This window comes from Marivirga atlantica (assembly GCF_016734805.1).
GTDB lineage: Bacteria > Bacteroidota > Bacteroidia > Cytophagales > Cyclobacteriaceae > Marivirga > Marivirga atlantica.
Genome location: NZ_JAERQG010000002.1, coordinates 339,755 through 364,697, shown reverse-complemented (window position 1 = coordinate 364,697; position 24,943 = coordinate 339,755). Strand labels below are relative to the sequence as shown.

At 37.3% G+C, this 24,943-nt stretch carries 22 protein-coding genes and 1 riboswitch; of the genes, 9 read left to right on the top strand and 13 right to left on the bottom strand.

Annotated features, from left to right (window positions below; genetic code table 11):
• Position 1: 1 nt before the first annotated feature.
• Both metH and JKP34_RS08965 read right to left on the bottom strand, forming a co-directional pair.
• Complete coding sequence (gene metH, locus JKP34_RS08970; protein WP_201919931.1) at positions 2–4,108, bottom strand: methionine synthase; 4,107 nt, start codon at positions 4,106–4,108, stop codon at positions 2–4.
• A gap of 39 nt (positions 4,109–4,147) precedes the next feature.
• Positions 4,148–4,259: riboswitch (SAM riboswitch) on the bottom strand.
• 53 nt (positions 4,260–4,312) lie between these two features.
• On the bottom strand, positions 4,313–5,317 hold the full coding sequence (locus JKP34_RS08965) for a glycosyltransferase family 2 protein (protein ID WP_201919929.1): 1,005 nt from the start codon (positions 5,315–5,317) through the stop codon (positions 4,313–4,315).
• Positions 5,318–5,486: 169 nt separating this feature from the next.
• Between JKP34_RS08965 and JKP34_RS08960 the strand changes: the two genes are divergently transcribed.
• A complete protein-coding gene (locus JKP34_RS08960; protein WP_201919927.1) occupies positions 5,487–6,053 on the top strand; it encodes a TlpA family protein disulfide reductase in 567 nt (188 codons plus the stop codon).
• A gap of 30 nt (positions 6,054–6,083) precedes the next feature.
• Here the strand turns inward: JKP34_RS08960 and JKP34_RS08955 are convergent, their stop codons facing one another.
• From JKP34_RS08955 to sdaAB, 3 genes are read right to left on the bottom strand one after another with little or no spacing between them, the layout of a single operon-like run.
• A complete protein-coding gene (locus JKP34_RS08955; RefSeq protein ID WP_201919925.1) occupies positions 6,084–7,442 on the bottom strand; it encodes an efflux RND transporter periplasmic adaptor subunit in 1,359 nt (452 codons plus the stop codon).
• Between the two features lie 2 nt (positions 7,443–7,444).
• Positions 7,445–8,881, bottom strand: a complete 1,437-nt coding sequence (locus tag JKP34_RS08950; RefSeq protein WP_201919923.1) for a TolC family protein — start codon at positions 8,879–8,881, stop codon at positions 7,445–7,447.
• Between the two features lie 11 nt (positions 8,882–8,892).
• A complete protein-coding gene (gene sdaAB / locus JKP34_RS08945) occupies positions 8,893–9,570 on the bottom strand; it encodes an L-serine ammonia-lyase, iron-sulfur-dependent subunit beta (RefSeq protein ID WP_201919921.1) in 678 nt (225 codons plus the stop codon).
• Between the two features lie 94 nt (positions 9,571–9,664).
• On the opposite strand from sdaAB, the gene JKP34_RS08940 reads away from it, so the two are divergent.
• Complete coding sequence (locus JKP34_RS08940; RefSeq protein WP_201919919.1) at positions 9,665–10,489, top strand: aminotransferase class IV; 825 nt, start codon at positions 9,665–9,667, stop codon at positions 10,487–10,489.
• On the opposite strand, the gene JKP34_RS08935 is transcribed toward JKP34_RS08940, so the two are convergent.
• Positions 10,486–10,932 carry a type I restriction enzyme HsdR N-terminal domain-containing protein gene (locus JKP34_RS08935; protein WP_201919917.1) on the bottom strand — a complete coding sequence of 149 codons (447 nt, stop codon included), beginning with the start codon at positions 10,930–10,932 and terminating at the stop codon, positions 10,486–10,488. The genes JKP34_RS08940 and JKP34_RS08935 overlap by 4 nt on opposite strands.
• 63 nt (positions 10,933–10,995) lie before the next feature.
• Here JKP34_RS08935 and JKP34_RS08930 point away from each other — a divergent pair, with 63 nt between their 5' ends.
• From JKP34_RS08930 to JKP34_RS08920, 3 genes are all read left to right on the top strand, one after another.
• A complete protein-coding gene (locus JKP34_RS08930; RefSeq protein WP_201919915.1) occupies positions 10,996–11,790 on the top strand; it encodes an AMP nucleosidase in 795 nt (264 codons plus the stop codon).
• Positions 11,783–13,432, top strand: coding sequence for an amidohydrolase (locus JKP34_RS08925; RefSeq protein ID WP_201919913.1), 1,650 nt, complete (start codon positions 11,783–11,785; stop codon positions 13,430–13,432). Before JKP34_RS08930 ends, JKP34_RS08925 begins: the two co-directional genes overlap by 8 nt.
• Positions 13,433–13,508: 76 nt before the next feature.
• Entirely contained in the window at positions 13,509–13,835 is a 327-nt protein-coding gene (locus tag JKP34_RS08920; RefSeq protein ID WP_201919911.1) for a nucleotide pyrophosphohydrolase, read from the top strand.
• A 13-nt stretch (positions 13,836–13,848) separates the two neighbouring features.
• On the opposite strand, the gene JKP34_RS08915 is transcribed toward JKP34_RS08920, so the two are convergent.
• The 4 genes from JKP34_RS08915 to JKP34_RS08900 form a co-directional block, all read right to left on the bottom strand.
• On the bottom strand, positions 13,849–14,550 hold the full coding sequence (locus JKP34_RS08915) for a hypothetical protein (protein WP_201919909.1): 702 nt from the start codon (positions 14,548–14,550) through the stop codon (positions 13,849–13,851).
• An 11-nt stretch (positions 14,551–14,561) separates the two neighbouring features.
• A complete protein-coding gene (locus JKP34_RS08910; RefSeq protein WP_201919907.1) occupies positions 14,562–15,236 on the bottom strand; it encodes a hypothetical protein in 675 nt (224 codons plus the stop codon).
• A 133-nt stretch (positions 15,237–15,369) separates the two neighbouring features.
• Positions 15,370–17,097, bottom strand: coding sequence for a lysine--tRNA ligase (lysS, locus tag JKP34_RS08905; protein ID WP_201919905.1), 1,728 nt, complete (start codon positions 17,095–17,097; stop codon positions 15,370–15,372).
• Positions 17,098–17,175: 78 nt separating this feature from the next.
• Positions 17,176–18,366, bottom strand: coding sequence for a proline dehydrogenase family protein (locus JKP34_RS08900; protein WP_201919903.1), 1,191 nt, complete (start codon positions 18,364–18,366; stop codon positions 17,176–17,178).
• A gap of 227 nt (positions 18,367–18,593) precedes the next feature.
• Here JKP34_RS08900 and JKP34_RS08895 point away from each other — a divergent pair, with 227 nt between their 5' ends.
• From JKP34_RS08895 to aroB, 3 genes are all read left to right on the top strand, one after another.
• Positions 18,594–19,661, top strand: a complete 1,068-nt coding sequence (locus JKP34_RS08895) for a bifunctional 3-deoxy-7-phosphoheptulonate synthase/chorismate mutase type II (RefSeq protein ID WP_201919901.1) — start codon at positions 18,594–18,596, stop codon at positions 19,659–19,661.
• Positions 19,662–19,919: 258 nt separating this feature from the next.
• The gene (locus JKP34_RS08890; RefSeq protein ID WP_201919900.1) at positions 19,920–21,020 is read left to right on the top strand and encodes a chorismate mutase; all 1,101 of its coding nucleotides are present in this window, start codon (positions 19,920–19,922) and stop codon (positions 21,018–21,020) included.
• Positions 21,017–22,033, top strand: a complete 1,017-nt coding sequence (aroB, locus tag JKP34_RS08885) for a 3-dehydroquinate synthase (protein ID WP_201919897.1) — start codon at positions 21,017–21,019, stop codon at positions 22,031–22,033. The genes JKP34_RS08890 and aroB overlap by 4 nt, the downstream gene beginning before the upstream one ends.
• Here the strand turns inward: aroB and JKP34_RS08880 are convergent.
• On the bottom strand, positions 22,028–22,261 hold the full coding sequence (locus JKP34_RS08880; RefSeq protein ID WP_201919896.1) for a hypothetical protein: 234 nt from the start codon (positions 22,259–22,261) through the stop codon (positions 22,028–22,030). The genes aroB and JKP34_RS08880 overlap by 6 nt on opposite strands.
• A gap of 76 nt (positions 22,262–22,337) precedes the next feature.
• Here JKP34_RS08880 and JKP34_RS08875 point away from each other — a divergent pair, with 76 nt between their 5' ends.
• Entirely contained in the window at positions 22,338–23,594 is a 1,257-nt protein-coding gene (locus JKP34_RS08875; RefSeq protein WP_262895655.1) for a 3-phosphoshikimate 1-carboxyvinyltransferase, read from the top strand.
• Here the strand turns inward: JKP34_RS08875 and JKP34_RS08870 are convergent.
• A complete protein-coding gene (locus JKP34_RS08870; protein WP_201919894.1) occupies positions 23,565–24,353 on the bottom strand; it encodes an ABC transporter substrate-binding protein in 789 nt (262 codons plus the stop codon). The genes JKP34_RS08875 and JKP34_RS08870 overlap by 30 nt on opposite strands.
• A 65-nt stretch (positions 24,354–24,418) precedes the next feature.
• Complete coding sequence (locus tag JKP34_RS08865; protein ID WP_201919891.1) at positions 24,419–24,943, bottom strand: YfiR family protein; 525 nt, start codon at positions 24,941–24,943, stop codon at positions 24,419–24,421.

Below are 24,943 nucleotides of genomic sequence, written 5' to 3'. Positions count from 1 at the left end.
ATTAAGCATCATAATTCAAATTCGGCTTTAGCCAACGTTCTATTTCTTCAAATGATTGATTTTTCCTTTTTGCAATATCTGCTACCTGGTCTTTACCAATTTTTCCAAGACCAAAATACCTGCTTTCAGGATGCGCAAAATAAAAGCCGCTAACCGAGGCAGTAGGCCACATGGCTAGATTTTCAGTCAAACTTATTCCGGCATGCTTTTCTACTTCCAATAAATTAAAAAGCGTGATCTTTTCCGTGTGATCTGGGCAGCCAGGATAACCCGGTGCAGGCCTAATTCCCTTGTATGCTTCTTTGATTAAATCCTCATTTTCAAGGCTTTCATCGGCCGCATAACCCCAATATTCCTTTCGGACTTTTAGGTGCAATAATTCGGCAAAGGCCTCTGCCAGTCTATCAGCTAAGGCTTTCGCCATGATGGCATTGTAATCATCATGATCCGCTTCATAAGCCTTTACGATTTCTTCCAGGCCAATGCCTGTAGTCACTGCAAAGGCACCGAAGTAGTCGTTGAGCTCGGCTTCTTGCGGAGCCAGAAAATCAGCAAAAGAGAAATTCGGCTGACCACTAGCCTTTTCCTGCTGTTGTCGTAAAGTATGGAATTCTGCCAGCTTCTTGCTTTTCTGTTGATCGGCAAATACCTCTATGCTATCGTCTCCAACCGTATGCGCAGGAAACAGACCAAAGACTGCCTTAGCTGTTAACTTCTTATTTTTAATGAAATCATTTAGCATCTCCTGTGCATCATCAAATAGTTTGCGTGCTTCTTCGCCTTTCTCCGGATCAGCCAGAATCTTAGGATAACGCCCTTTTAATTCCCATGTATGAAAAAATGGTGTCCAATCAATGTAAGAGGCAATCTCTTCTAAATTGTAATCATCTAATACAGTCACACCTGTTTGGTTAGGCTCCTTTGGTTGATAGGCCGTCCAATCGATGGAGTATTTATTTTTACGAGCTTCCTCAATAGCAATATATTTCTTGTCAGTAGAACGTCTGGCATGTCCTTCTCTTAGCTCGGTATATTCCGCGGTTATTTCTTCAAAGAAATTTTCCTTGTCTTTACCTAAAAGTTTCCCGGCCACCGTAACACTTCTTGAGGCATCATTCACGTGAATCACTGGACCGCTATAATGTGGCTTAATTTTTACGGCCGTGTGAATCCTTGAAGTGGTCGCACCTCCTATCATCACAGGAGTTTTCAAGCCTCGCTTTTCCATCTCCTCTACTACATAAATCATCTCATCCAGTGAAGGTGTGATTAAGCCGCTCAGTCCAATAATATCCACCTGGTGCTTTTCTGCCTCTTCGAGAATCTTCTGTAAAGGTACCATCACGCCCAAATCAATGATTTCGTAGTTATTGCAGGCCAATACAACAGAGACGATGTTTTTGCCGATATCGTGTACATCACCTTTTACAGTGGCCATGAGAATTTTCTTGGCTGCAGCATCCCCCACAGCCCCCTGGCCCCCAGAGGGGGAATGCAGCGCCTTTAAAATTCTCTCCTGAACAATATCCAATTGAGATATTACCTCATCATTTGTAAACCTAATGACCTTAAACCCTTGTGCTTCTAGCCATTCAGTTCTTATTTCATCATTTATCTTATTTTCAGGTAATTGATGAATAAGGCCATCTACCTCGATAATAAGGTTTTCTCTTAAGCAAATAAAATCAGCGATGTAACCGCCTATTATATGTTGCCTTCTAAACTTAAAACCTTCTAATTTTTTACCTTTTAGAACATCCCAAAGCAACTCCTCAGCTTTGGTAGGGTTTCTTCTCATCTCTTTCGCATACTCCTTTGTGAGCTTGTAAAGATTTGAATCTGCTGTTTGCCATCCATAAGTCCCACTATTAGTCCCCTTTGGGGATATAGGGGCACTTGGGGATTTAGGGGCTGATTTTTTCTCTTCTTCAATATAAGGCAGTAAATAAGCAACCGCCTTCTTCATTACTCGCGCGCTTTTTACCACCTGGGGCAAAAACATCTTTCCTGATCCAAACAAATCTCCTACCACATTCATCCCATCCATCAAAGGGCCTTCTATAACATCTAATGGACGAGTTGCGGCTTGCCGGGCCTCTTCCACATCGGCTTCTATGAATTCAGTAATACCTTTTATGAGTGCATGTTCCAAACGCCTATTGACCGATTCATTTCTCCATTCAGAAATTTCCTTGGCAGCTTTCTCTTCCGGCTTTAAGTTCTCAGCATAAGCCATCAGGCGTTCTGTAGCATCCTCTCTTCTATTAAAGATGAGATCTTCTACATGCTGTAAGAGCTCTTTATCTATTTCATCATACACTTCAATCATCCCGGGATTAACAATTCCCATATCCAGACCTGCTTTGATAGCATGAAACAAGAAAGCTGAATGCATGGCTTCTCGCACAACATTATTGCCCCTGAAAGAGAAAGAAATGTTACTTACACCACCAGAAGTTTTAGCGTGAGGAAGATGTGTTTTGATCCATCGAACTGCCTCAATAAAGTCCACGGCATAATTATCATGCTCCTCAATGCCAGTTCCAATGGTGAGTATATTAGGATCAAAAATAATGTCCTCAGCTGGAAAGCCCACTTCATCAACGAGAATATCATAGCAACGCTTACAGACTTCAATTTTTCTCTCATAAGTATCAGCTTGACCTTTCTCATCGAAAGCCATCACCACAACTGCTGCTCCATAGTGAAGGATTTTCTGAGCATGCTCCTTAAACTGTTCTTCGCCTTCCTTCAAACTTATTGAGTTCACAATACTTTTCCCTTGTGTACACTTTAAGCCTGCTTCTATCACTTGCCATTTAGAGGAGTCAATCATAAAAGGAAGTTTGGCGATATCAGGTTCGGAAGCCAACAAATTGAGAAATTCAGGCATCACACGCTCTGCATCGAGCATGCCATCATCCATATTGACATCTATGATTTGCGCTCCGCCTTCAACCTGATCTAAGGCAATGGCTATTGCCTCCTCAAACTTTTCTTCACGAATAAGCCGAGCAAACTTTTTTGAGCCGGCCACATTGGTACGCTCCCCAATATTCACGAAGTTTAATTCTTTAGTCACATTCAAAGGCTCTAAACCACTTAAGCGCATTAATTGCTCTTTCTTTGGCGTTACTCGCGGCTTACTTTCAATAGCGTATTGTGCAATTGCGGCAATATGCTCCGGTTGTGTACCACAACAACCACCAATGATGTTCACCAAACCTTCATCCAGATAGCTTTTAATGATGTTACTCATCTGGCCAGGTGTTTCATCGTATTCACCAAATTCATTTGGCAATCCGGCATTTGGATGGCACGAGATGGCTACATCTGAAATTCTTGCTAGTTGTTGTAGATATACTTTCAGCTGGTCTGCCCCTAAAGCGCAATTAAATCCTATGCTCAGTAGAGGAAAATGCCTTATACTATTCCAAAAAGCCTCCACTGTTTGACCAGATAAAGTTCTCCCACTGGCATCAGTGATAGTACCGGACACCATCACGGGAATGTCGATACCTTGTTCTTCCTTCAATTCAGTAATGGCCAGCAGCGCTGCTTTACAATTAAGGGTATCGAATACTGTTTCAACCAGAAAAATATCTACCCCGCCAGCTGCTAAAGCTTCTGCCTGTTGTTTGTAGGCTATTTTGAGTTCATCAAAAGAGATAGCTCTGAAGCCAGGTCTGTTTACATCAGGAGAAAGTGAGGCCGTTCTATTGGTTGGACCTATTGAACCTGCTACAAATCGAGGTTTATCAGTAAATTCATCAGCTACATCTCTGGCTATTTTGGCCGATTCAAAGTTTAACTCATACACTAGCTCTTCCATGCCATAATCTGCCATGGCTATGGTTGTACCACTGAATGTATTGGTTTCAACTATATCAGCACCCGCCTCAAAGTATTTCCTGTGAATCGATTTAATGATTTCAGGCTGGGTGAGGGATAACAAATCATTATTTCCCTTTAAATCAGAAGAATAGTCTTTGAACCTTTCTCCTCTATAGTCCGACTCATTCAGTTTATACTGCTGAATCATGGTGCCCATAGCGCCATCCAGCACTAATATTCTTTCTTTAAGTAGGTCTTTGTTGAATTTGCTCATTCTGTTTTGTCATTTTCCAGAAAGAGCACTTGAGAGGCTTGCTTATCTTCATAACTGATGTTTCGATCAGCTAAAGGGAATTAGCACCTTTCATTGTAGAAGGTTGCTAAGACTTCAAAGGGCCCTGTCCCTCAGTCTTTCTGGATAAGTGATGCTAAGTAAAGCAATAATTGAAGTAAAATAAAATGCTTTTCGATAAATATATTACCTGAAGAAATAATAGTCTTTGTATTCCTCTAATCCATGTGTTGTTAAATACTTTCTAATTTCCTTTTGCGCATTGCGTTGAGCCACTGTAATCAGTATTTGTGGCTCAGGCAGCTTCATGATTTCACCAATAGATTGCATGGTTTTATCATAAATATCATGTCCCTTTTTGTTTGGATTGTTGCAGGCCCAGACGAACTTTTCATTTCTCTTTTTTAAAAGTTTAGCCATAATCTTTCCTTTTGGCCCTGCGCCCCATACCACCAGTGGCCTGGAAAAATCTCTATCCAATTCAAAAAAATAATGAAGCTTGATACTGAAAAAAGCATTCTGCTGATAATTGGGATGGTTCCTGCTTGTTCTTGAGGAATGATCTCTCCAAAGATGCACTACCTCATCTACTGACTCGACCTTATATCCTGCTTTATAAAACCTAAATACCAGGTCATAATCTTCCGGATAAATAGTTGAATCAAAACCTCCACATTTCTCAAAATCATCTCTGAAGATAAGCCAGGCAGGTGAAGCAATCACACACTCTTTATAAATGCTCAGCCAATGACTATCGGCTTCACAAAGCTGATTCAACCAATGCTCATACTTTCTATAGCCATTACTAACTTCACTTTCCGCAAAGTATTCAACTTTTCCGGTTACCACATGTCCTGTCCCAACTTCTTGAAGTTTCGTTTTTAGCAGCTTCAACTTATGCGGAGGCATTACATCATCGGCATCCATGCGATGAATCATATTACCTGAAGCATGGCTGTAAGCTGTTTGCAAAGCAGGGATAATACCATCACCTGCATTATTAAAATAACTTATTCGCTGATCGCTATTTGCATAGGTCTGCAATATGTGCTCACTTTTATCTATTGAGTGATCGTTCACAGCAATCAATTCCCAATTAGTTTCAGATTGATTTAAAATACTGTCCAGGCCTTCTTCCAAATACGCTCCAGCATTCTTAACAGGCATCACTATGGAGATAAGGTCGCTCAATTTTATTATTTGATTAGATGCAAATAGCTAAAGTAATTCTTCTTAAAAGAAACACCTCTTTAATCATTGAAAAACTAAGCGTTAATTATTTATACAATTGTAACAATGTTTACTTATTGATTCTGGTCACTTTTATACCTTTACCTCAAATTCATCATAAGTGCCTAGTTTGAGACGAAATATCATTGAGTGGATTATTTTAATAGCAGCCTTTGCTATCCTTTATTTAACCGGCTGGTATGTACCTGTGGCAGCAAAGCTTCAACAGCTTGTGTTGGCAACAGGGATCATTTCTCCAGAATCTGAAGTGCTTCAAAAGCCAATTGAAGGTGAGCTAATTTTCTCAAATACAAAAGGAAAGATTTTCAGCTTAAGCGATAAAAGTGGTAAAGTGGTTTTTGTCAACTTCTGGGCATCCTGGTGTCCACCATGTCTGGCAGAAATGCCCAATATCAATCAGCTCTATCAGGATTATGCAGACAATGATGAAGTAGTCTTTTTGATGATATCAGTTGAGGATAATTTCGAAAAATCTAAAGCGCTAGTTAAAAGAAAAGGATTTGATTTTCAGATTTATCATGTTGAATCATTGAATTTACCAGCAATATATAAGGGCACATTGCCCACAACATTTCTGCTATCAAAAGATGGAAAAGTACTAATGCAGCATGAAGGCATGGCTAATTATGATAATGAGCAAACCCGAACACTCATAAAAAAAGCCCTTGATGATTAATCAAGGGCTTTTCTATTATTTCTTTATGAATTATTCTTCCGAATCCTCACCTCTTTTTCTCTCTTCTTTCTTCTCGATTCTGTCACCATCTTCCAGCGTTTTAGAAACCACTAAGAACGGTCCTTTCACAACCTGATCATCTGCTGAAAGACCTTTTTCTATCATGATGTATTCAAAGTCGCTTATGCCAGTTACCACCTCTTTCATCTCCACAATATTATCATCCTTTACCATGAATACTACCTCTTTCTCATTTTCTTTATTGTTCTCTGCTTTTACCATTTTAGGTTTAGCTCCGGTAGAATCCTTCTTCTGAGTGATATCTCTAATGGTTACGGCTGAAAGCGGTACAGCTAATACATTCTCCTTAGTTTCAGTAATGATTTCAACACTTGCTGTCATACCCGGACGGAAAGGTGAAGATCCTTGTTTCTCTAATAAATCTTCATAAGAAGAATTGAGAATCTTAACTTTTACCTCAAACTCTGTAACGGCATCTGGTGAAGCTTTGTCTTTAGCTGTATTAGCAATAGCAGTAACAACTCCCTTAAACTTCTTCTCCATGAAAGTGTATGAATCCACTTCAATAATTGCAGTGTCACCTATATTAATTCGGATGATATCATTCTCGTTCACATCAACACGAACCTCCATATTATTTAAATTAGCAATACGCATCATTTCGGTACCTGCCATTTGCTGAGTACCTACTACGCGCTCACCAAGCTCAACACTTAATTTAGATACAGTTCCATCAACAGGGGCATAGATAGTTGTTCTTCTCAAATTCTCCTGTGCTTCATCAACAGTTGCCTGACCACTTTCAACAATGTATTGCGCGGCTAACACATTCTTCTCTGCAGCCTTTTTATCATTCATGGCAATTGAATAATTAGCTTGCGCCTGCTCAAAGTCTGATTGTGAAATCACTTTCTCATCATACAACTTTTGCTGTCTTTTGAAATCCTGATCAGCCCTCACTGCAGAAGCTTTTGCTCTTTCAAGTGCTGCTCGTGATTGTTCAAGGTTGGCCTTTTGCTGACTTAAATTTGCCTTCGCTCTTTCAAGTGCACTAATGAAGTTATCAGGTCGTATTTTAACCAATAACTCATCCTTTTTTACCGGATCACCTTCTTCGACATTCAATTCAATAATTTCACCAGCCACATCTGGGCTTAACTTAACTTCAACTACTGGTTGAACTGTACCGCTGGCATTAACTTTCTCAACGATTGTCCTTTTTTCGGCCTGAGCCAATTCTACTTTCACAGAAGGTGCCTGCCCTATACCTGCTCCAGATTTTTTTGCAATAATTACTACGGCAATTAATACTACAACTACCCCTAAAAGGATATAAATAATTTTGTTTGAAGACTTCTTCTTAGCCATTATTAAAAGTTTAAGGGTTTACCCTGATAAAAATCCAATACTTTGGATTTAAAAATAAAATCATATTTGGCACGAACCAAATCTGACTTCACTCTTTCGTAATCATTTTTTATTTGTGTGTATTCTACCGCGTCTGTCGCTCCAAGTTCTAATCTCTGCTTTGCATTTTCAAAAGAAAGCTCGGCTGCTTCTAAACTATTCTCAAGAGCACTATAGGCTTTGGAAGCAGTTTTAACATCAAGGTACGCTTGCTCAATAGTTTGTTGAAGTTGATTTTTTGTAGCTATTAACTGATACTCATTTCTTTCATGATTGATTACGGCTCTTTGCACGTTGTTCTTTACCTGAAATCTGTTAAAGATAGGGATATTAACAGAGATACCAGCAAACTTTCGTTGATTGACATCTAACTGATTCATAAAAGTATTATCTCTAAACTCGGCTGGCCTCGTTGTTTGAGTAACAACAACTTGATTAGTGCCCTCTACAATACCAATAGGTACTTGTTCTACAACTTGCTCTGCACCAATAGCAGGTAACTGATCTGGTGCTGCACTAGAATAGGCTGTTGAAAATCCAGCGCTGGCACTAATTGATGGATAGTAACCACTCTTAGCTACACCAATACCATACTCAGCAGATTTGGTATTAGCCTTAGCTGCTTTTATAACGGGTTGATTCTGCAGCGCATATTCATATATCTGCTGTGAGCTTTCTAATACGCCCCCTTGTTCAGGATCATTCAATTCAGGTACTTCGATTTGAAAATCGACATCTGCCGCAATCTGCAACGCTTGCTTTAACTGCAGTGTTGAAAGTTCTACATTGTTTTCTGCCCTTATCACTTCTAATTCATCATTGGCCAGTTGCTGCCTAATTTGCAAGAGGTTGGCCTGAGGAAGAGCTCCAAGTTCAACCTGCTTACTTACCCTATTTTCTTGTGTCTGCGTTGTTTGTAGTCTTAGTTGTGCTACTTCCAATAATTCTCTATTAAAAAGTATATTGGTGTAAAAAGTAACCACATTAAGTGTTACGGTATTTTTAGTATCTTCTAAATTGTAATTAGCTGCCAACAAGCTTTGCTCATCACGCTTCTTTGCATTTCTAATTTGAAAACCATTAAAGATTGGAACACTTGCATTGATACCTCCATTTTGAGATGTTACATCTTGATCAATTATAGTGTTTGTAAATGGATCTATTGAACGACCAACTGAATAGTTATATCCCAAATTAGCATTCAAGTTTGGTAGGCTACTCATCCTACTTCCAAACAAATTAACCTCCGCTGTTTTATTATCAAGCTCAGCCTGTTTTATTTGAATATTGTTTTCCAGCGCATAATCAACACATTTTTGTAATGACCATGTTTCCTGCGCTTGAGATACATGCAGCATCCCTGCCATTATTAATAAAATTAGAAGTCCTTTTTTAATCATATTACTAAGCTTTATAAGTCGATATCTGGAATATAAATTACGTTTTTAACCCAATCTAGGCTCTTTAAATAGGCAAGCGAAATGTCTTTTAAACCTGAGTCCATTTCAATTACCAGGCACGCCACATCATTTTTCCCCTTTCTGGAAACGCTCATTGTGGCAATATTAATCTTATCGTTATTAAGAATATTTGAAATAAATGCGATGCTTCCCTTAGTATCTCCTGCAAAAATAATCAAGGTATGTAGCGCTGCAGAAAAGTTAGCAGTAAAACCATTTACTTTGGCAATATTAATTACACCGCCACCTTTGCTTTCACCAATTACTTCCACTTCATTATCACCTTTTTTAAGATTTAACTTAATAGTATTAGGATGATAGGTTGCGGCATTACCAATAGATTTAAAAGTATACTCTAAACCTTTCTCTTCAGCAAAATCAAATGACTGCTTGATGCGTACATCATCTGTTTTAAAATTCAATAAACCGGCAACAATAGCTTTATCGCTACCATGGCCTTCATAGGTACGAGCAAAAGAGTTGTAAAAAGTAATTATAGCTGAATCAGGAGTACCTCCCAAAACCTTAATAGCAGCACGCGCAATACGCACAACGCCAGCGGTATGGGAGCTAGAAGGACCAATCATCACTGGTCCAATCATATCGAAAACACTACTTCTTTCTGCCATTTATTCGAATTAAAGTTCAATATTAGCTAAATATATTGATGCTGAAAAGCAAAATTGATGAATGGAGTGATGAAGTTTTAAAAGCCTAATATCCATGATTAATTACAATGGTATTCTATTAACTGATGATAAATCACCCGTAAACCTTCCTAATAGAGGTTTACATTTTGGGGATGGAATCTTCGAGACAATTATCTATAAAAATTCTGAAATCCAGTTTTTTAATCTTCACTGGAATCGCCTGAATGAAGGATTAAAAACCTTGCATATTGAGCTTCCCTTTGGAAAAGACGCACTGAAAGCTCATCTGTTGCAGCTTGTAAAAAGAAATAATGAAAATAATGCACAGCGCATCAAAATCACTATATGGCGAGATGGTAAAGGCAAATATACGCCCATTGAAAATTCAGCTTCTTATTTAATAGAAAACGAACTATTTCATCCACCTGAAAATCAAATAATTAATCAGGCATTTGTTTCACAGAAGGTCACACTTCATCATCATGCATTCAGCCATTTAAAAACTATCTCAGCACTTTCTTACGTGCTGGCCGCAATTGAGAAAAAAGAGAGAAACATTGAGGAATTAATTCTTCTAAATCATAAAAGCGAGATTGCAGAGGCCTCATCCTCTAACCTATTCTTTTATAATGTACTTACACGAAAGTGGACTACTCCTCCTCTTAGTGCAGGTTGTATATCAGGTGTTAGCCGAAGACATTTATTAAACCAATTAGAGGCAACTGGCGAGTTTATTGAAGAGCAAAATTTATCCTTAGCTGAACTCGATGAAAATTATGCACTTTTCAGTTCAAATGTTACAGGTGCAAAGCAAATTTATCAAGTAGATGAAACTCTATTAAATAAAGACAGTGAAGCTCTTACTAAGCTTGATCAACTTTTTAATGAGGTGCATTAGGCAATAGCATCGTAAGTTGGAATCTCATCTTTAAAAGAAATTGCTCCATTTTCTATACTGAAGCAATAATGCTCAAGACCATTTGTAACAATCATGTACTTAGCCTTAAATTCTTTAAAATAGGTAGTTATTTGTCTAAAAACCTGGTCATTCAATTTCACTTCGGGTGCCTTACACTCCACTAATAATAAGGGGGATAAATCCCTGTTTCTTACCACCATATCTGTTCTTTTTTGGAGTTGGTTATATTTAATTCCACTCTCCATACTGATAAGTCCTTGAGGATAAGACTTATGCTTTATTAAGAAGTGCAGAAAATGCTGCCTTACCCATTCTTCCGAAGTTAATACCAAATACTTTTTCCTGATCGAATCAAAAATATGTATCTTGCCATCCATTTTCTGGAGCTTTACTTCGTAAGGTGGAAGATTTAATTGAACCATAAATTTTTACTTATTCCGGGGAGTATTTCCCTGACAAACTTCGACAAAACTTAACATATTCATATGAAAACTAAGAAAGAAATTGTAGACAACTGGCTACCAAGATATACCGGAACCAACCTTGATGAATTTGGCGAATACATATTATTAACAAACTTCATCAACTATGTACAAATGTTTGCCGACAAATTTGAGGTAGAGGTAAAAGGTAAAGACAGACCTATGCAAACGGCCACTGCTCAAGGAATTACCATTATTAATTTCGGTATGGGAAGTTCAATGGCCGCTACTATAATGGACATACTTACTGCTATTATGCCAAAGGCAGTTCTATTTTTAGGAAAATGCGGTGGTATTAAAAAGAAATCTAAGATTGGCGATTTAATTCTTCCGTTAGCGGGCATCAGAGGTGAAGGAACATCTAATGACTACATGCCACCTGAAGTACCTGCTTTGCCATCTTTCCGCTTGCAAAGAGCTGTTTCTTCAATGATTAAAAAGCATGAACTTGACTATTATACAGGTACCGTGTTCACTACAAATAGAAGAGTTTGGGAGCATGATGATGAATTTAAAGATTACCTAAGAAAAATTAGAGCAATGGCTGTTGATATGGAAACTGCCACAATATTCTCAGTAGGATTCGTCAACAGTATTCCAAGAGGAGCTCTGTTATTGGTATCTGATAATCCTATGACGCCCGATGGAGTAAAAACCGAAGAAAGCGATAAAAAAGTAACAACAAGTTTTGTAAACCATCATTTGGAAATTGGTATCGATGCTCTGAAAGAATTGAAAGATTCTGGAGAATCCGTTAAGCACCTAAAATTCACCGAAACCCTTTTTGACAATGAATAAATTCCAATCACTTTGCCTGGTTATTACTATCCTGCTATTTACAGCCTGTCAATCAAAAAAGCAGGCTGATGCTATATTTTTCAATGCCAATGTTTATACTGTAAATGATGGCTTTTCTAAAGCAACTGCATTTGCCGTTAAAGACAATAAATTTGTGGCTGTCGGTTCTGATGATGAAATAAGAAACCAGTATGAATCTGAAAACATTACAGATTTAGCGGGTTTAGCAGTTTATCCAGGTCTTATTGATGGTCATGCTCATTTTTATAGATACAGTTTGGGTTTACAAAACGTTGACCTAATCGGAACTTCTTCATTTGATGAAATAATCCAGAAAATTCAGGAGCATGTTAAACAATACCCTGATTTACCATGGATAGTTGGTAGAGGTTGGGATCAAAATGACTGGGGTGATAATACCGAATTCCCAACAAAAGACACCTTAGACATATTATTTCCAGATAAGGTGGTAGCACTCAGACGTATTGATGGTCATGCCTTGCTTACCAACCAAAAAGGGCTGGATTTAGCCGGTATCAATGCCAATACAAAAGTTTCGGGTGGTGAGATCATTTTAGTAAACGGGAAACCAAGTGGCGTATTAGTTGATAATGCCATCGATTTACTAAGCAGTAAAGCTCCTGATATTTCAGACGAAAGAAAAGTTGATCTGCTTAAGTTAGGGCAGGAGAACTGCTTTTCGGTAGGTCTTACCTCTTTAGCAGATGCTGGTCTTCAAAAAGTTGAAATCGACTTTATGGATGCGCTACAAAAAGACAGTATCCTAAAAATGAGGGTATATGCTATGCTTGCTCCATCGGATGAGAATATTCAACATTATTTCAGCAACGGCCATTATAAAACTGACCATATGCATGTTCGCTCATTCAAAATTTATGGTGATGGCGCACTAGGTTCAAGAGGTGCCTGCTTAATTGAGCCCTATCATGATATACATAATGCAACTGGATTCTTATTGAGTGAACCAGAAGTTTTCGATAGCCTCGCTAAAGATTTCGCCCTGAAGAATTTCCAAATGAATACTCATGCCATTGGTGACTCTACCAATAGACTGATCACCGATATTTATGCTAAGTATTTAAAAGGTAAGAATGATAAACGTTGGAGGATAGAGCATGCCCAAATTGTTCATCCGCGTGATATGAATAAGTTTGGTGATTATAATATCTTACCTTCTGTACAACCAACGCATGCAACTTCTGATATGTATTGGGCTGATGAACGTTTAGGTGAAGAACGTCTTGAAACGGCCTATGCTTACAAAGATTTGTTAGAAGAAAATGATATGTTGGTTTTAGGCTCTGATTTCCCCGTAGAAGATATAAATCCAATCTATGGGTTTCATTCTGCTGTAGCTAGAAAGGATGCTGACAATTATCCTGAAGATGGTTTTCAAATGGAAAACTCTATTAGCAGAGAGGCAGCTTTAAAAGGAATGACCATTTGGGCAGCATACGGTCAATTTGAAGAAGAAGAGAAAGGAAGTATTGAAGCTGGTAAATTAGCTGATTTTGTAATTCTTGATCAGGATATTATGACAGTAGCACCAGAAAAATTAAGAGCAACTAAAGTGCTTGAAACTTGGGTGGGTGGAGAAAGAGTATTTAAGTTGAGCTATTAAGCCGATAAGTCTCAGTATCACTTGATTGTAAATCATAAGTATATATTGCTAATTGTTAATTCTTAATTGAAAGAAGATGACTATTGAAGAAGCTCAGAAGCGTGTTGATGACTGGATAAAGGAATATGGCGTTCGTTATTTTAACGAACTAACCAATATGGCTATCCTCACTGAAGAAGTGGGTGAGGTGGCCAGACTTATCTCCAGAAAGTATGGAGAGCAGTCCTTCAAAGAAAATGACAAGTCAAAAGACCTCGGGGATGAGATGGCAGATGTGCTTTGGGTATTGATCTGTCTCGCCAATCAAACTGGAATAAACCTTACTGAAGCACTCGAAAAGAATTTTGAAAAGAAAACTTCAAGGGATAATAATAGACATAAGGATAATGAAAAATTGAATTAGTGTAATTACTTTTTCAAAATCTCCAACCTATACTACCTCCTATACAAATATTAACCGCATCACCAATTAGTGGTGAATTGCTACTAAGCTCGAAACTCCTTATCAATGGAACATCACGTCCTAGCATATGGACGGTTTTATCAAGTCTTACTCCTATAACAACTCCTTTATACCAGCCAGTATCAAAGAATTGTGGTTCACTAAATTCGTCAGTAGGTGAATACCTCACATAAGTTATAACGGAATGCAAATAAACTGACAGGTGCTCTGCTGGGTGATAACTTGTATATAGTGGCAGTTCTATTCCGTATATAGCATCACCCCTATTATTAAATAAAAGATCGAACCTTTTTTCTACTATTGCATTAGCAAACAGGTTTAACCCATTTGCTATGGCGAATTTACTTTTAAAGTCACCTAACCACTGATACTTGGCATTTATCCCTGCATTTAAAAGGCCGGCAGAGAAACCTAGTTGCCAACCTCCACCAAAACCATAATTCAAGGCTACTTTTGGTAAATTAACACCTTCAATCGCGTCAGCTTCACCTTTGATAAATAGCTTTGGTACCCCAACTAAACTGCCTGAAAACTGAACAGTTTTATCGCCTTTCTCCAATACTCTAGCACTTTCATGCAAATTAAGGGAGTAGCATGAACTGAGGAATAGTAGAAGAACGACTAAAACAGCATTAGATAAATGAAGTCTTTGCATTACAAGCATATTTAAAATTTCACTCCAACACCAAAACCTAAATTAAAGATATATTTATTGGAGTATAGCGGTGAAGACCAAGAAATCTCCATATTAGGAATAATTGTGGCACCTTTATCATTAATCGGAAAATTCAATTGAATACCTGACGCTAAGCCCTTGTAAGGCCCTGAAGCATAAAATCTCTCTTTAAGAATATCTACCTCATCATCCACACTTAGAAATATGAAAGTTGGATTACTATAAATACTTACAAGTTCGTGAGGATGAAAACTTATAAAAAGGGGAATTTCTACTCCTAACATTCCTTCAGCGTCAACACTCGAACCAAAGTCTTTCAGGCCTAAAAAAGCATTCAATCCACCCGCCATAGCAAATTTGCTTTCCTGATTTCCAGCAAATTGGTACTTACTCACAAAACCATTTTTATTAGTTCCTAATATGAATCCTACATCTAATCTATCAGTTATGCCTTGATAAACCTGAACTTTAGGCATATCATAACCATGATCTTCACTTTCATTTTCATCACCAATTTCAGAAATTCCCAATAAGCCAGCTGCCGCCTGAACAGAGGTATTTCCGTTACCAACAGTTTTTCCTGTTTGGTTTAAACTTAGTGTATAGCAAGAAGAAACTGCAATACTTAAGAAAAGTATACATGAAAGGTTAGGTATTTTTTTCATCGCTTTAAATAGTGGTTCAGATATACTACTTAAGTTACAATTAAAAAAGATAGGTATAACCGTATTAATGTAGAAATAAAAAAGCCGGCAATTGCCGGCTTCATTCGTAAATCTAAAATCCTAATTGATTATATCAACTCACCCATTCCTTCACATCATCTGGCGAAACACTTGGTATATCTAGCTTCATCTTCTTTTTAAGTCCGCTAATCTGATGATGTAGCTTGGTATGCTTTATTTCTTTCAGTTGCTCAATGTTTTGTATCCCAGCTTCTCTTACTACAGGAATCCATGCTTCCGGAATGCCTTCTGCCGCAAAATCAGCATCGGTAGTTACTTTAGCTTTCTTTTCGGGCTTCATTTGTGGGAAGAATAGCACATCCTGAATAGAATTGCTATTAGTCATGATCATGCTCAAGCGATCTATACCAATACCAAGACCTGCTGTTGGCGGCATACCATATTCTAGTGCTCTTAGGAAATCTTCATCGAGCATCATAGCTTCATCATCTCCTCGCTTACCAAGCTCTAATTGCTCTTCAAAACGCTGACGCTGATCAATAGGATCATTCAACTCAGAGAATGCATTACATATTTCCTTACCATTGCAAATGGCCTCGAAACGCTCTACCAATCCTTCTTTTGTAGGATGTTTCTTAGCTAATGGGGACATTTCTATAGGGTAATCAGTAATAAATGTTGGTTGGATTAGCTGACCTTCACACTTCTCTCCGAATATTTCATCAATCAACTTACCTTTACCCATTGAGTCATCAATTTCAACATCCAGTTTCTTAGCCGTTGCTCTCAATTGTTCCTCATCCATTTCTGATATATCAATACCTGTGAAATGCTCAATGGCCTCATACATAGTATAGCGTTTCCAAGGCCTTTGGAAATTAATTACATTTTGACCCACCTGAACTTCGGTAGTGCCATGAATATCTAAAGCTACCTTTTCAACCATTTCCTCTACCAGATTCATCATCCACTGATAATCCTTATAGGCAACATAAAGCTCAACCTGCGTAAATTCAGGATTATGGAAACGACTCATACCCTCATTACGGAAGTCTTTAGCGAATTCAAATACACCATCATAACCACCAACAATCAGTCTTTTCAGATAAAGCTCATTGGCAATACGCAAGTATAATGTCATATCAAGCGTATTGTGATGTGTTTTAAATGGACGAGCAGCTGCACCTCCATATAAAGGCTGAAGAATAGGTGTTTCAACTTCCAGATAACCTTTATCATCCAAGAAGTTACGCATAGAGCGTACCAGCTGAGAGCGTTTTTTGAAAGTTTCACGCACTTCAGGATTAACAATTAAATCTACATAACGCTGTCTGTATCTCTGCTCGGCATCAGTAAAAGCATCATATCTTTTTACATTACCCTCTTCGTCTTTCACCTCTTTAGTAATAGGCAAAGGTCTTAATGATTTAGTAAGAATCTTCAACTCTGTTACGTGAATAGATATTTCACCAACCTGAGTAGTAAACACATATCCTTTAACACCAATAATATCTCCCCTATCTAGCTTCTTCTTGAAAACATCATTATAGAATGATTTGTCCTCATCAGGGCAGATTTCATCTCTGCTAACATATATCTGAATTTTGCCCGTGCTATCCTGGATTTCTGCAAATGAAGCTTTCCCCATTATCCTCTTACTCATCAACCTACCTGCTATACTGATATCTTTGTAATCAGTTTTTCTGCTTTCGTAGTTTTGATGAATATCCTTGGCTGTTACATTAATTTTAAAAGTTTCAGAGGGATATGGATTTATACCTTCTTTTAATAACTCTTCCCTGCTTTTCCTTCTTTCTAATTCCTGTTCGCTTAATTGCATTTTGTATAAGTTATAGTCTTACAGCGGCCTGTTAAAGGCATTTATTTTAAAAAATGTAAAATTAATGAATTAATTGATTTAAGCCTTTTTCGCCTGCTTTCTTCTTGCCATTTCTTCTTTAATCATGGTGAATTCGCGACTACTTTGTCCGGCAACTGCTGTATTTTCCTCAGCTCTTCTAAATAAATATGGCATTACGGCCTTTACAGGACCATAAGGAACATATTTGGCAACATTATAACCTTTTGAAGCAAGGTTAAAAGAAATGTTATCACTCATTCCGTATAACTGTGCCGACCAAACCCTATCATCATTTGGAGCAATATTGTTTTCTTCCATTAAGGCTGTAAGGAAGAAGTTACTATACTGGTTATGGGTACCGGAGCAGAAATAAATCTCATTTAAATTCTGAATGCAGTAAACTAATGCCGTATTGTAGTCAAGATCTGTGGCTTCTTTGGAGATTTGGATTGGATTAGGGTAACCCATTTCTTCAGCTCTTTCAGCTTCCTTTTCCATGTAAGCTCCTCTTACCAATTTAGCTCCTAAATAGAACCCCTCCTTTTTAGCCAATGCATGACCTTGCTTTAGCTGATCTAACATGTCAGCCCTGTACATTTGATAGGTAATATAAACTGTGGCAGTTTCCTTATTGTATTTGCGCATCATGTTATAGGCAATTTCATCAACAGCACCTTGCAACCAACTTTCTTCAGCATCAACAAATAATTTCACATTACCTTCATAAGCAGCCTTGCAAATACTATCGATTCGGGCAACAGAATCATCATAGCTTTTTTGCTCTTTTTCAGTTAGTTTATCACCCTTTTGTTTCTTTTCGAACACCTTATTTACAGCTATACCTGTTGCTTTGAATACACAGAATGGCAAAGCATCATCATTAGCTGCACGCTCTATTGTTCGTAAAATTTCTTTAGTAGTAGCTTCAAATCCTTTCTCAGTAGAAGCTCCCTCCACGGAATAATCCAAAATGGTTCCTATGTTATACTTACTTAACTCATTAATAGTATCCTGACTATCTTCAATTGTTTCACCCCCGCAAAACTGATCGTATATGGTATTTTTGATTATACCTTTAATAGGTAACTTTAGAGCGAAACCAAGTTTGGTGAAAAATTTACCAATTGCCACCAACCATCTTCTATTCATTACTGAGAATAGCCAGTAGGCCTTCTTTAGCTGCCAGTTCGATTTAGATCTGAATGCTATCGAAAAATCTTCAAATATAGGATTAGTAGTTACTTCCATAGTTAAAATTAAAAATGCAAATATATGAAACGACTTTGAGGAATTTCATCCTCAATCTAAAAATTGAAATGAATATTGTATTAAAAAATTACTTGGAATAATCCATTAATAAATACTTCAAAATCACACTTGACAAACAGCTCAGACTATTAATTGTTATATAACCTCAAATTTTTACTCAATAATATGAATTGACAATTAACTTGCAGCCTGATTTGAAAGATAATATGAACATTAAAAGCTGGCATACTGATAAAAAACCATGGATAATTGCCGGACCGTGCAGTATTGAAACTGAAGCTCAATTTGATGATACCGTGGGTCAGTTGGTTAAGAATGGAATTAAAACAATTAGAGGGGGCGTATGGAAACCGAGAACCAGACCTAATAGCTTTGAAGGCGTTGGTGAAGTGGCCTTCCCCTGGATAAAAGCAGCTAAGAAAAAATATAATGTAGATTTTGCCATAGAAGTTGCCTCTGCTGAGCATGTAGAATTAGCGCTTAAGAACGAAATTGATATTCTTTGGATAGGAGCTCGTACAACTGTAAATCCTTTTAATGTTCAAGAAATAGCTGAGGCACTAAGAGGTGTTAAAGATGTGCCCATACTGGTAAAAAACCCCATCAATCCTGATTTAAACTTATGGATTGGTGCTCTGGAGCGTTTACATGATGTGGGAATTGAAAAGATTGGCGCCATCCACAGAGGCTTCTCCACCTATCAGGAAAGTCTTTATAGAAATATCCCCTTATGGCAAATCCCACTAGATTTAAAGTCGAGATTCCCTGAACTGTTACTCATTAATGACCCAAGTCACATTGCTGGCAAACGATCATTACTTTTCGAAATAGCACAGAAAGCTATGAATCTTCAATTTGACGGACTAATCATAGAATCTCATAGAAATCCTGATGAAGCCTGGAGTGATGCTGCACAGCAGCTTACCCCTGATGCTCTGGATGATTTCATCAAAAACCTTGAGATAAGAAATCCTGGCTTTCCAAATTCATCATTTCAAAATCAACTGGATCAAATAAGAGATGAAATAGATGAAACGGATAAGGAGCTACTAGAAGTAATAGCCAGAAGGTTCGATTTAGTTAAGCAAGTAGGTAATTATAAAAAAGATAAAAATGTCGCCATTTTCCAATTGGAGAGATGGCAAAAAATATTAGCAGAAAGACCTGAATGGGGTAAGAAACTAAATCTATCTCCTGACTTTGTAAAATCGCTGTATCAGGAAATACATGACGAATCAATTAGAATACAAACAGATATTTTCAACAAAAAGTAACCTTTCAATACTTTAGTAGTTTTAGAACAAATCTTGAACTGAGTGAAAAAGATAAAATTTTATTTGGTTTTAAAAATCAGTCACTTACATTTGATACATGAATAACACACAAGGACAATTTTATTTTTACTTTTTTTACTATCCGCTTCAGCGAATCGGTCCTTGTTCTAGTATGTAAAAACTAATTAATAATAAGCACAAGCCCGATTCGATAAGAGTCGGGCTTTTTTTTGCTCAAAACTTTAACAAAAACAGAAGATGGAAACATTAAAAATGAAAGATTGGGGCCTCGGACTAGGAGAACAGGTTGTGATTGCCGGACCATGCAGTGTAGAAACCGAACAGCAAATAGACAGCCTTTGCGAAAGTTTTAAAGGAAAGTCTGAAATAAACATGTTTCGCGGTGGTGTATGGAAGCCCAGAACACGCCCGGGTAACTTTGAAGGTTTGGGTGAAGAGGCCTTACCCCTATTGCAAAAAGCAAAAGAAAGTCTAGGTATTCCAATTTGTATTGAAGTTGCTAATACCGCTCACGTTGAAGCAGCTCTAAAACATGATATTGACGTATTATGGATAGGTGCCAGAACAACCGTAAATCCATTTTCTGTTCAAGAAATTGCCGATTCTCTTAAAGGTGTAGACATACCCGTTATGGTTAAAAACCCGATTAATCCTGATATGGCTTTATGGATGGGTGCCATTGAAAGACTGCATGCAGTTGGTATTAGAAAATTAGCCGCCATACACAGAGGCTTCGCAGATCCTTATGATAAAATATACAGGAATAAACCTAACTGGAATCTTGCTATGCAGCTGAAATTAGAATTGCCTAATATAGAGATAATTAATGACCCTAGCCATATTGGTGGCAAAGCCAGCATGATTAAAGATATATCACAGCGAGCACTCAATTTCGGAATGGACGGACTCATGATTGAAACTCACCCAAATCCAAAAGAGGCATGGAGCGATGCCAAGCAGCAAATTACACCAAATGAGCTATTGAGCATGTTAAAAGAGATTTCTTTCCGTGAAAAAATTGATATGGAAACAGAAATCCCGGCTAACCTAAAAGAATTAAGAGAGTCTGTAGATCATATCGACCAGAAATTAATAGATTTATTGTCTGATAGATTTCACCTGATAGACCAAATAGGTGCTTACAAGAAGGTTCACAAATTATCCGTATATCAAGGCGCACGCTGGCAATCAGTTTTGGCAGATAGAATAGCCTTAGGTGTTAAAAAAGATATGAGTGAAAAATTCATGAAGAGTCTCCTTGTGGCCATTCATGATGAATCAGTAAAAAGACAAGAGAAGCAAATTGCATCAAAAGATGCGACCGCAAAAATTCTATGAGTAAACTCTATTTCCAAAAAGCACAATCAATAGAAAAATTACTTAGTGCATTGAGCTACAGCAGTATATTCATCTTAGTCGATGAAAATACATTTAAACACTGTTACCCCTTAGTAAGGGGAATGCTACCAGACCATACGCTTATTCAGATAGAAGCTGGCGAGCAGCATAAGGATATCAACAGTTGTCAACTGATATGGAATAGTCTCAGCCAACAAAACGCTGACAGAAATGCACTACTTATCAATTTAGGAGGTGGCGTAATTACGGACATAGGAGGCTTTTGTGCGAGTACTTATAAACGAGGAATCAGATTTATCAATTTGCCTACCACGCTTTTATCACAAGTTGATGCAAGTGTTGGTGGTAAAACAGGAATTGATTTTAATGGCTATAAAAATCAAATTGGTGTATTTAATGAGCCCGAGTTTGTTCTTATAGATACTAGTTTTCATCAAACACTGCCGGAAAGAGAGCTAAGGTCGGGTTTTGCGGAGATGCTAAAACATGGACTAATTGCTGATGCTCAACACTGGAAAGATTTAGTCGGTTGTGACTTCAACCTAATTAGCAATCAACTCTTGGAAAACTCTGTGAGCATAAAGCAAAAGGTGGTCGAGAAAGATCCTAATGAAAAAGGATTGAGAAAAATTTTAAACTTTGGGCATACCATTGGGCACGCATTGGAATCAGCTTTATTAAATAGCAACGAGCCACTCTTACACGGTGAAGCAATTGCTCATGGCATGAGATGCGAGGCATCCATTGCATATGAGCTTGAGTATATCCCTCAAGAGGAGTTGAATCAAATTAATGAAAGCTTGTTAAAAATCTATGGGCCATTAAAAATCAAAAAAGCCTTAAGAGAAAACATCCTAAGGCTTTGTAAACAAGATAAGAAAAATCAGAATGGCGATATAAGAATGAGCCTCCTAAATAAAATAGGAGAAGCTAATTATGACATTGCAGTATCCGAAAACACTATATTAAATGCGCTTGATAACTGCTTATAGACCGATTCTTTCTTTAAATTTCTTTGTGGTTGTCCGAGCTGAATCACCCAATTCATCCATCCAATCTGGTGATTTCACATCTCTTATGCCACGAACATTTTTTCGAAATCTGTCTGAAACAGTATCTTTTACTTTTCTTCCGTTTTCACTTTTTAAGAAAATAGCAGCAGCAGTAGCGGCTGCAGCTCCAGCTAGAAAAGTAACAAATGATTTACTTGCTGTACTCATGGTTCTTTAAGATTAAAAATTGATAGCGTTATAACGTTTAATTTATAAAATTCGTTTTAAATAAATTAAGAATAATTTGAATTATTTAGTTAATTACCGACAAAATTCTACGAATGAACAAAATCAGAAGATAAATCTGCCAAGTTCAAAAAGTGAAGCCAACCGAATGCTAATTATTAAAGCATTAACTACCAATGGTTCCACCACAATCAACAACCTATCCTCGGCACGTGACACACAAACACTTTCTCGTTTGCTTGGCAGTATAGATCAATCAAATACAGAACTTGATGTTTTAGATGCCGGTACAACTATGCGCTTTTTAACCGCTTTTTTAGCAATTACCACACAAAAGCAAATTGTAATAACAGGAACACAGCGCATGAAACAACGCCCAATTGGTATTTTGGTAGAAGCACTTCGATCAATTGGTTGTCAAATTAATTATTTGGAAAAAGAAGGTTACCCTCCTCTATCGATCAATCCTTTTAAAGAACAAACCAATCAAGAAATTAGCATCCCAGGAAATGTAAGTAGCCAATATATTTCTGCCCTTTTAATGGTTGCTCCTCTATTGCCGAAAGGACTTGCTATTAACATCTTAGCTCCTATTTATAGTCAGCCCTACATTGATATGACCATTGGTTTAATGGCTAAAGCAGGTATTAAAGTAGAAAAACTAGGTTCGGCATTACGTATTGAAAATCAAGAGTATAAAGCCATTGAGCATACAATTGAATCCGATTGGTCAGGCGCCAGTTATTGGTTTTCGTTTATTGCTCTGAGTAAGATAGGAAGAAGCATTAAATTATTGGGCCTTAAAGAGGATAGTCTCCAAGGCGATCAAGCCATTAGGCCAATCATGCAAAAATTAGGAGTACAAAGCACTTATGATCAAGAAGGAATTATTTTGATAAAAAATAATAATGAATTACCAGAATGGCTGGAAATTGATTTCAAAGAGTTTCCTGACTTAGCTCAAACAGTAGTGGCGTGCTGTGCCGCTCTCAAGGTAAATTTAAAAATGACAGGACTGGAAAGTCTTAGAATTAAGGAAACTGACAGAATAAAAGCCCTTCATAATGAAATAAGCAAATTTAACTGCAGCCTTACAGAATCATCAAAAGGCGTTTGGGAAATGAAGGCAAAAGAATTCTCATTTACCGAGCTTATTAACATTCATACTTATGAAGACCATAGAATGGCTATGAGCTTTGCTCCTTTGGCACTAAAAGGACCTTTATTAATTGATGAAATTGATGTAGTTAATAAGTCTTACCCAAGTTTCTGGACAGACCTTAAATCAGTCGGTTTTGAATTGACTGAGCAATGAATTAATGTATTCAGGTGCTTTAAGAATTCTGCTGCCATACCAGCTAAAGATTTCGCCATCTACCAATAATACCTTAGTACCTGACAGTTTACTTTCAATGTAGTCTGCATCTTCTTGCTGAAAAGGATAAGGTTCTGAAGAAAGCATAACAATATCTGGTTTATATACTTTTAAAAGCTCAATGTCAATTTCTGGATATCTTTCATCCTCGATTACATTTTTTAAACCCGCTCTATGTAACATATGGCTGATAAAAGTATCAGTCCCTGCAAACATATAAGGAGATTTCCAGATACAATATGCTACTGACAAACCTCTTTCAACTGATTGAATCTTACTTGCTGCTTCACTAATCTCAACAATTAAATTCTGAGCTTGAGTAGGTTTGTTACAGAGAAGTCCAATATCAGCAATGAAATGCAAACAGTCGTTTACACTCTTAATATTACTCACATAAACAGGATACTTCCTTTTTAATTGACTTATATCTTCAGAAGTATTCTCTTCTTTATTGGCAATTATAAGAGTTGGTTTCAGTTCATCTATTCTGTCATGATGAAATTTCTTTGTACCACCAACTATGACTTTTTCTGACTTCCAATGTTTAGGGTGAACGCAAAACTTAGTTACACCAACTGTTTCCTGTTCCAAATCTAAGTCAGACAAAACCTCAGTTAATGAGGGCACCAGACTAACTATTCTAACTGTATCAGATTTGCATTGTACTATTTCATTGAGTTGATCTCTAACCGTTTTCATAAAAAATGCTTCTTTAGTTCCACCAAAGAAGCATTTACTTATGTTAGTTGCAAGTTTTTAAGCAATCAGATTACAATTGCCATACTTACCAATTGGCTCGATACTTTCAATTTATTTTTATCAAATGCAGCTTGGTTAAGTTCAAACTTCAATTTACCACCAACTGTTTTAAAATTGATGTTAGAGCCTTTCTCACCCAAACCATTTTTATCTGTAATAACCATTGTAGGCTTTCCGGCTACTTTGGCTATCACCTCGTCAAAATTACCACTTTTACTATCTGCTAAATAAATTATGTGTGCGTTATTAATTTCTCCAACACTATTAACATTTATTACTTTTACATTCTGACCCTTGATCGGTTTTGCTCCATAAAACTTAGCTAACTGGTCATATACGCCATCATCTCCATAAACAGCAATTACAAAATCTCCCGTTTTTGACTCTTCAGGCCACTCAACATACTTGATAAAGTTAAAAATAAGCATCGAGTGAATTTCATGCATTGGTCTTTGAGCCTGGATTTCATTCGTTTGAAGTCCAACAATTAAAAATGGTATTAAAATAAGTGTTTGTAAAACTTTCTTCAT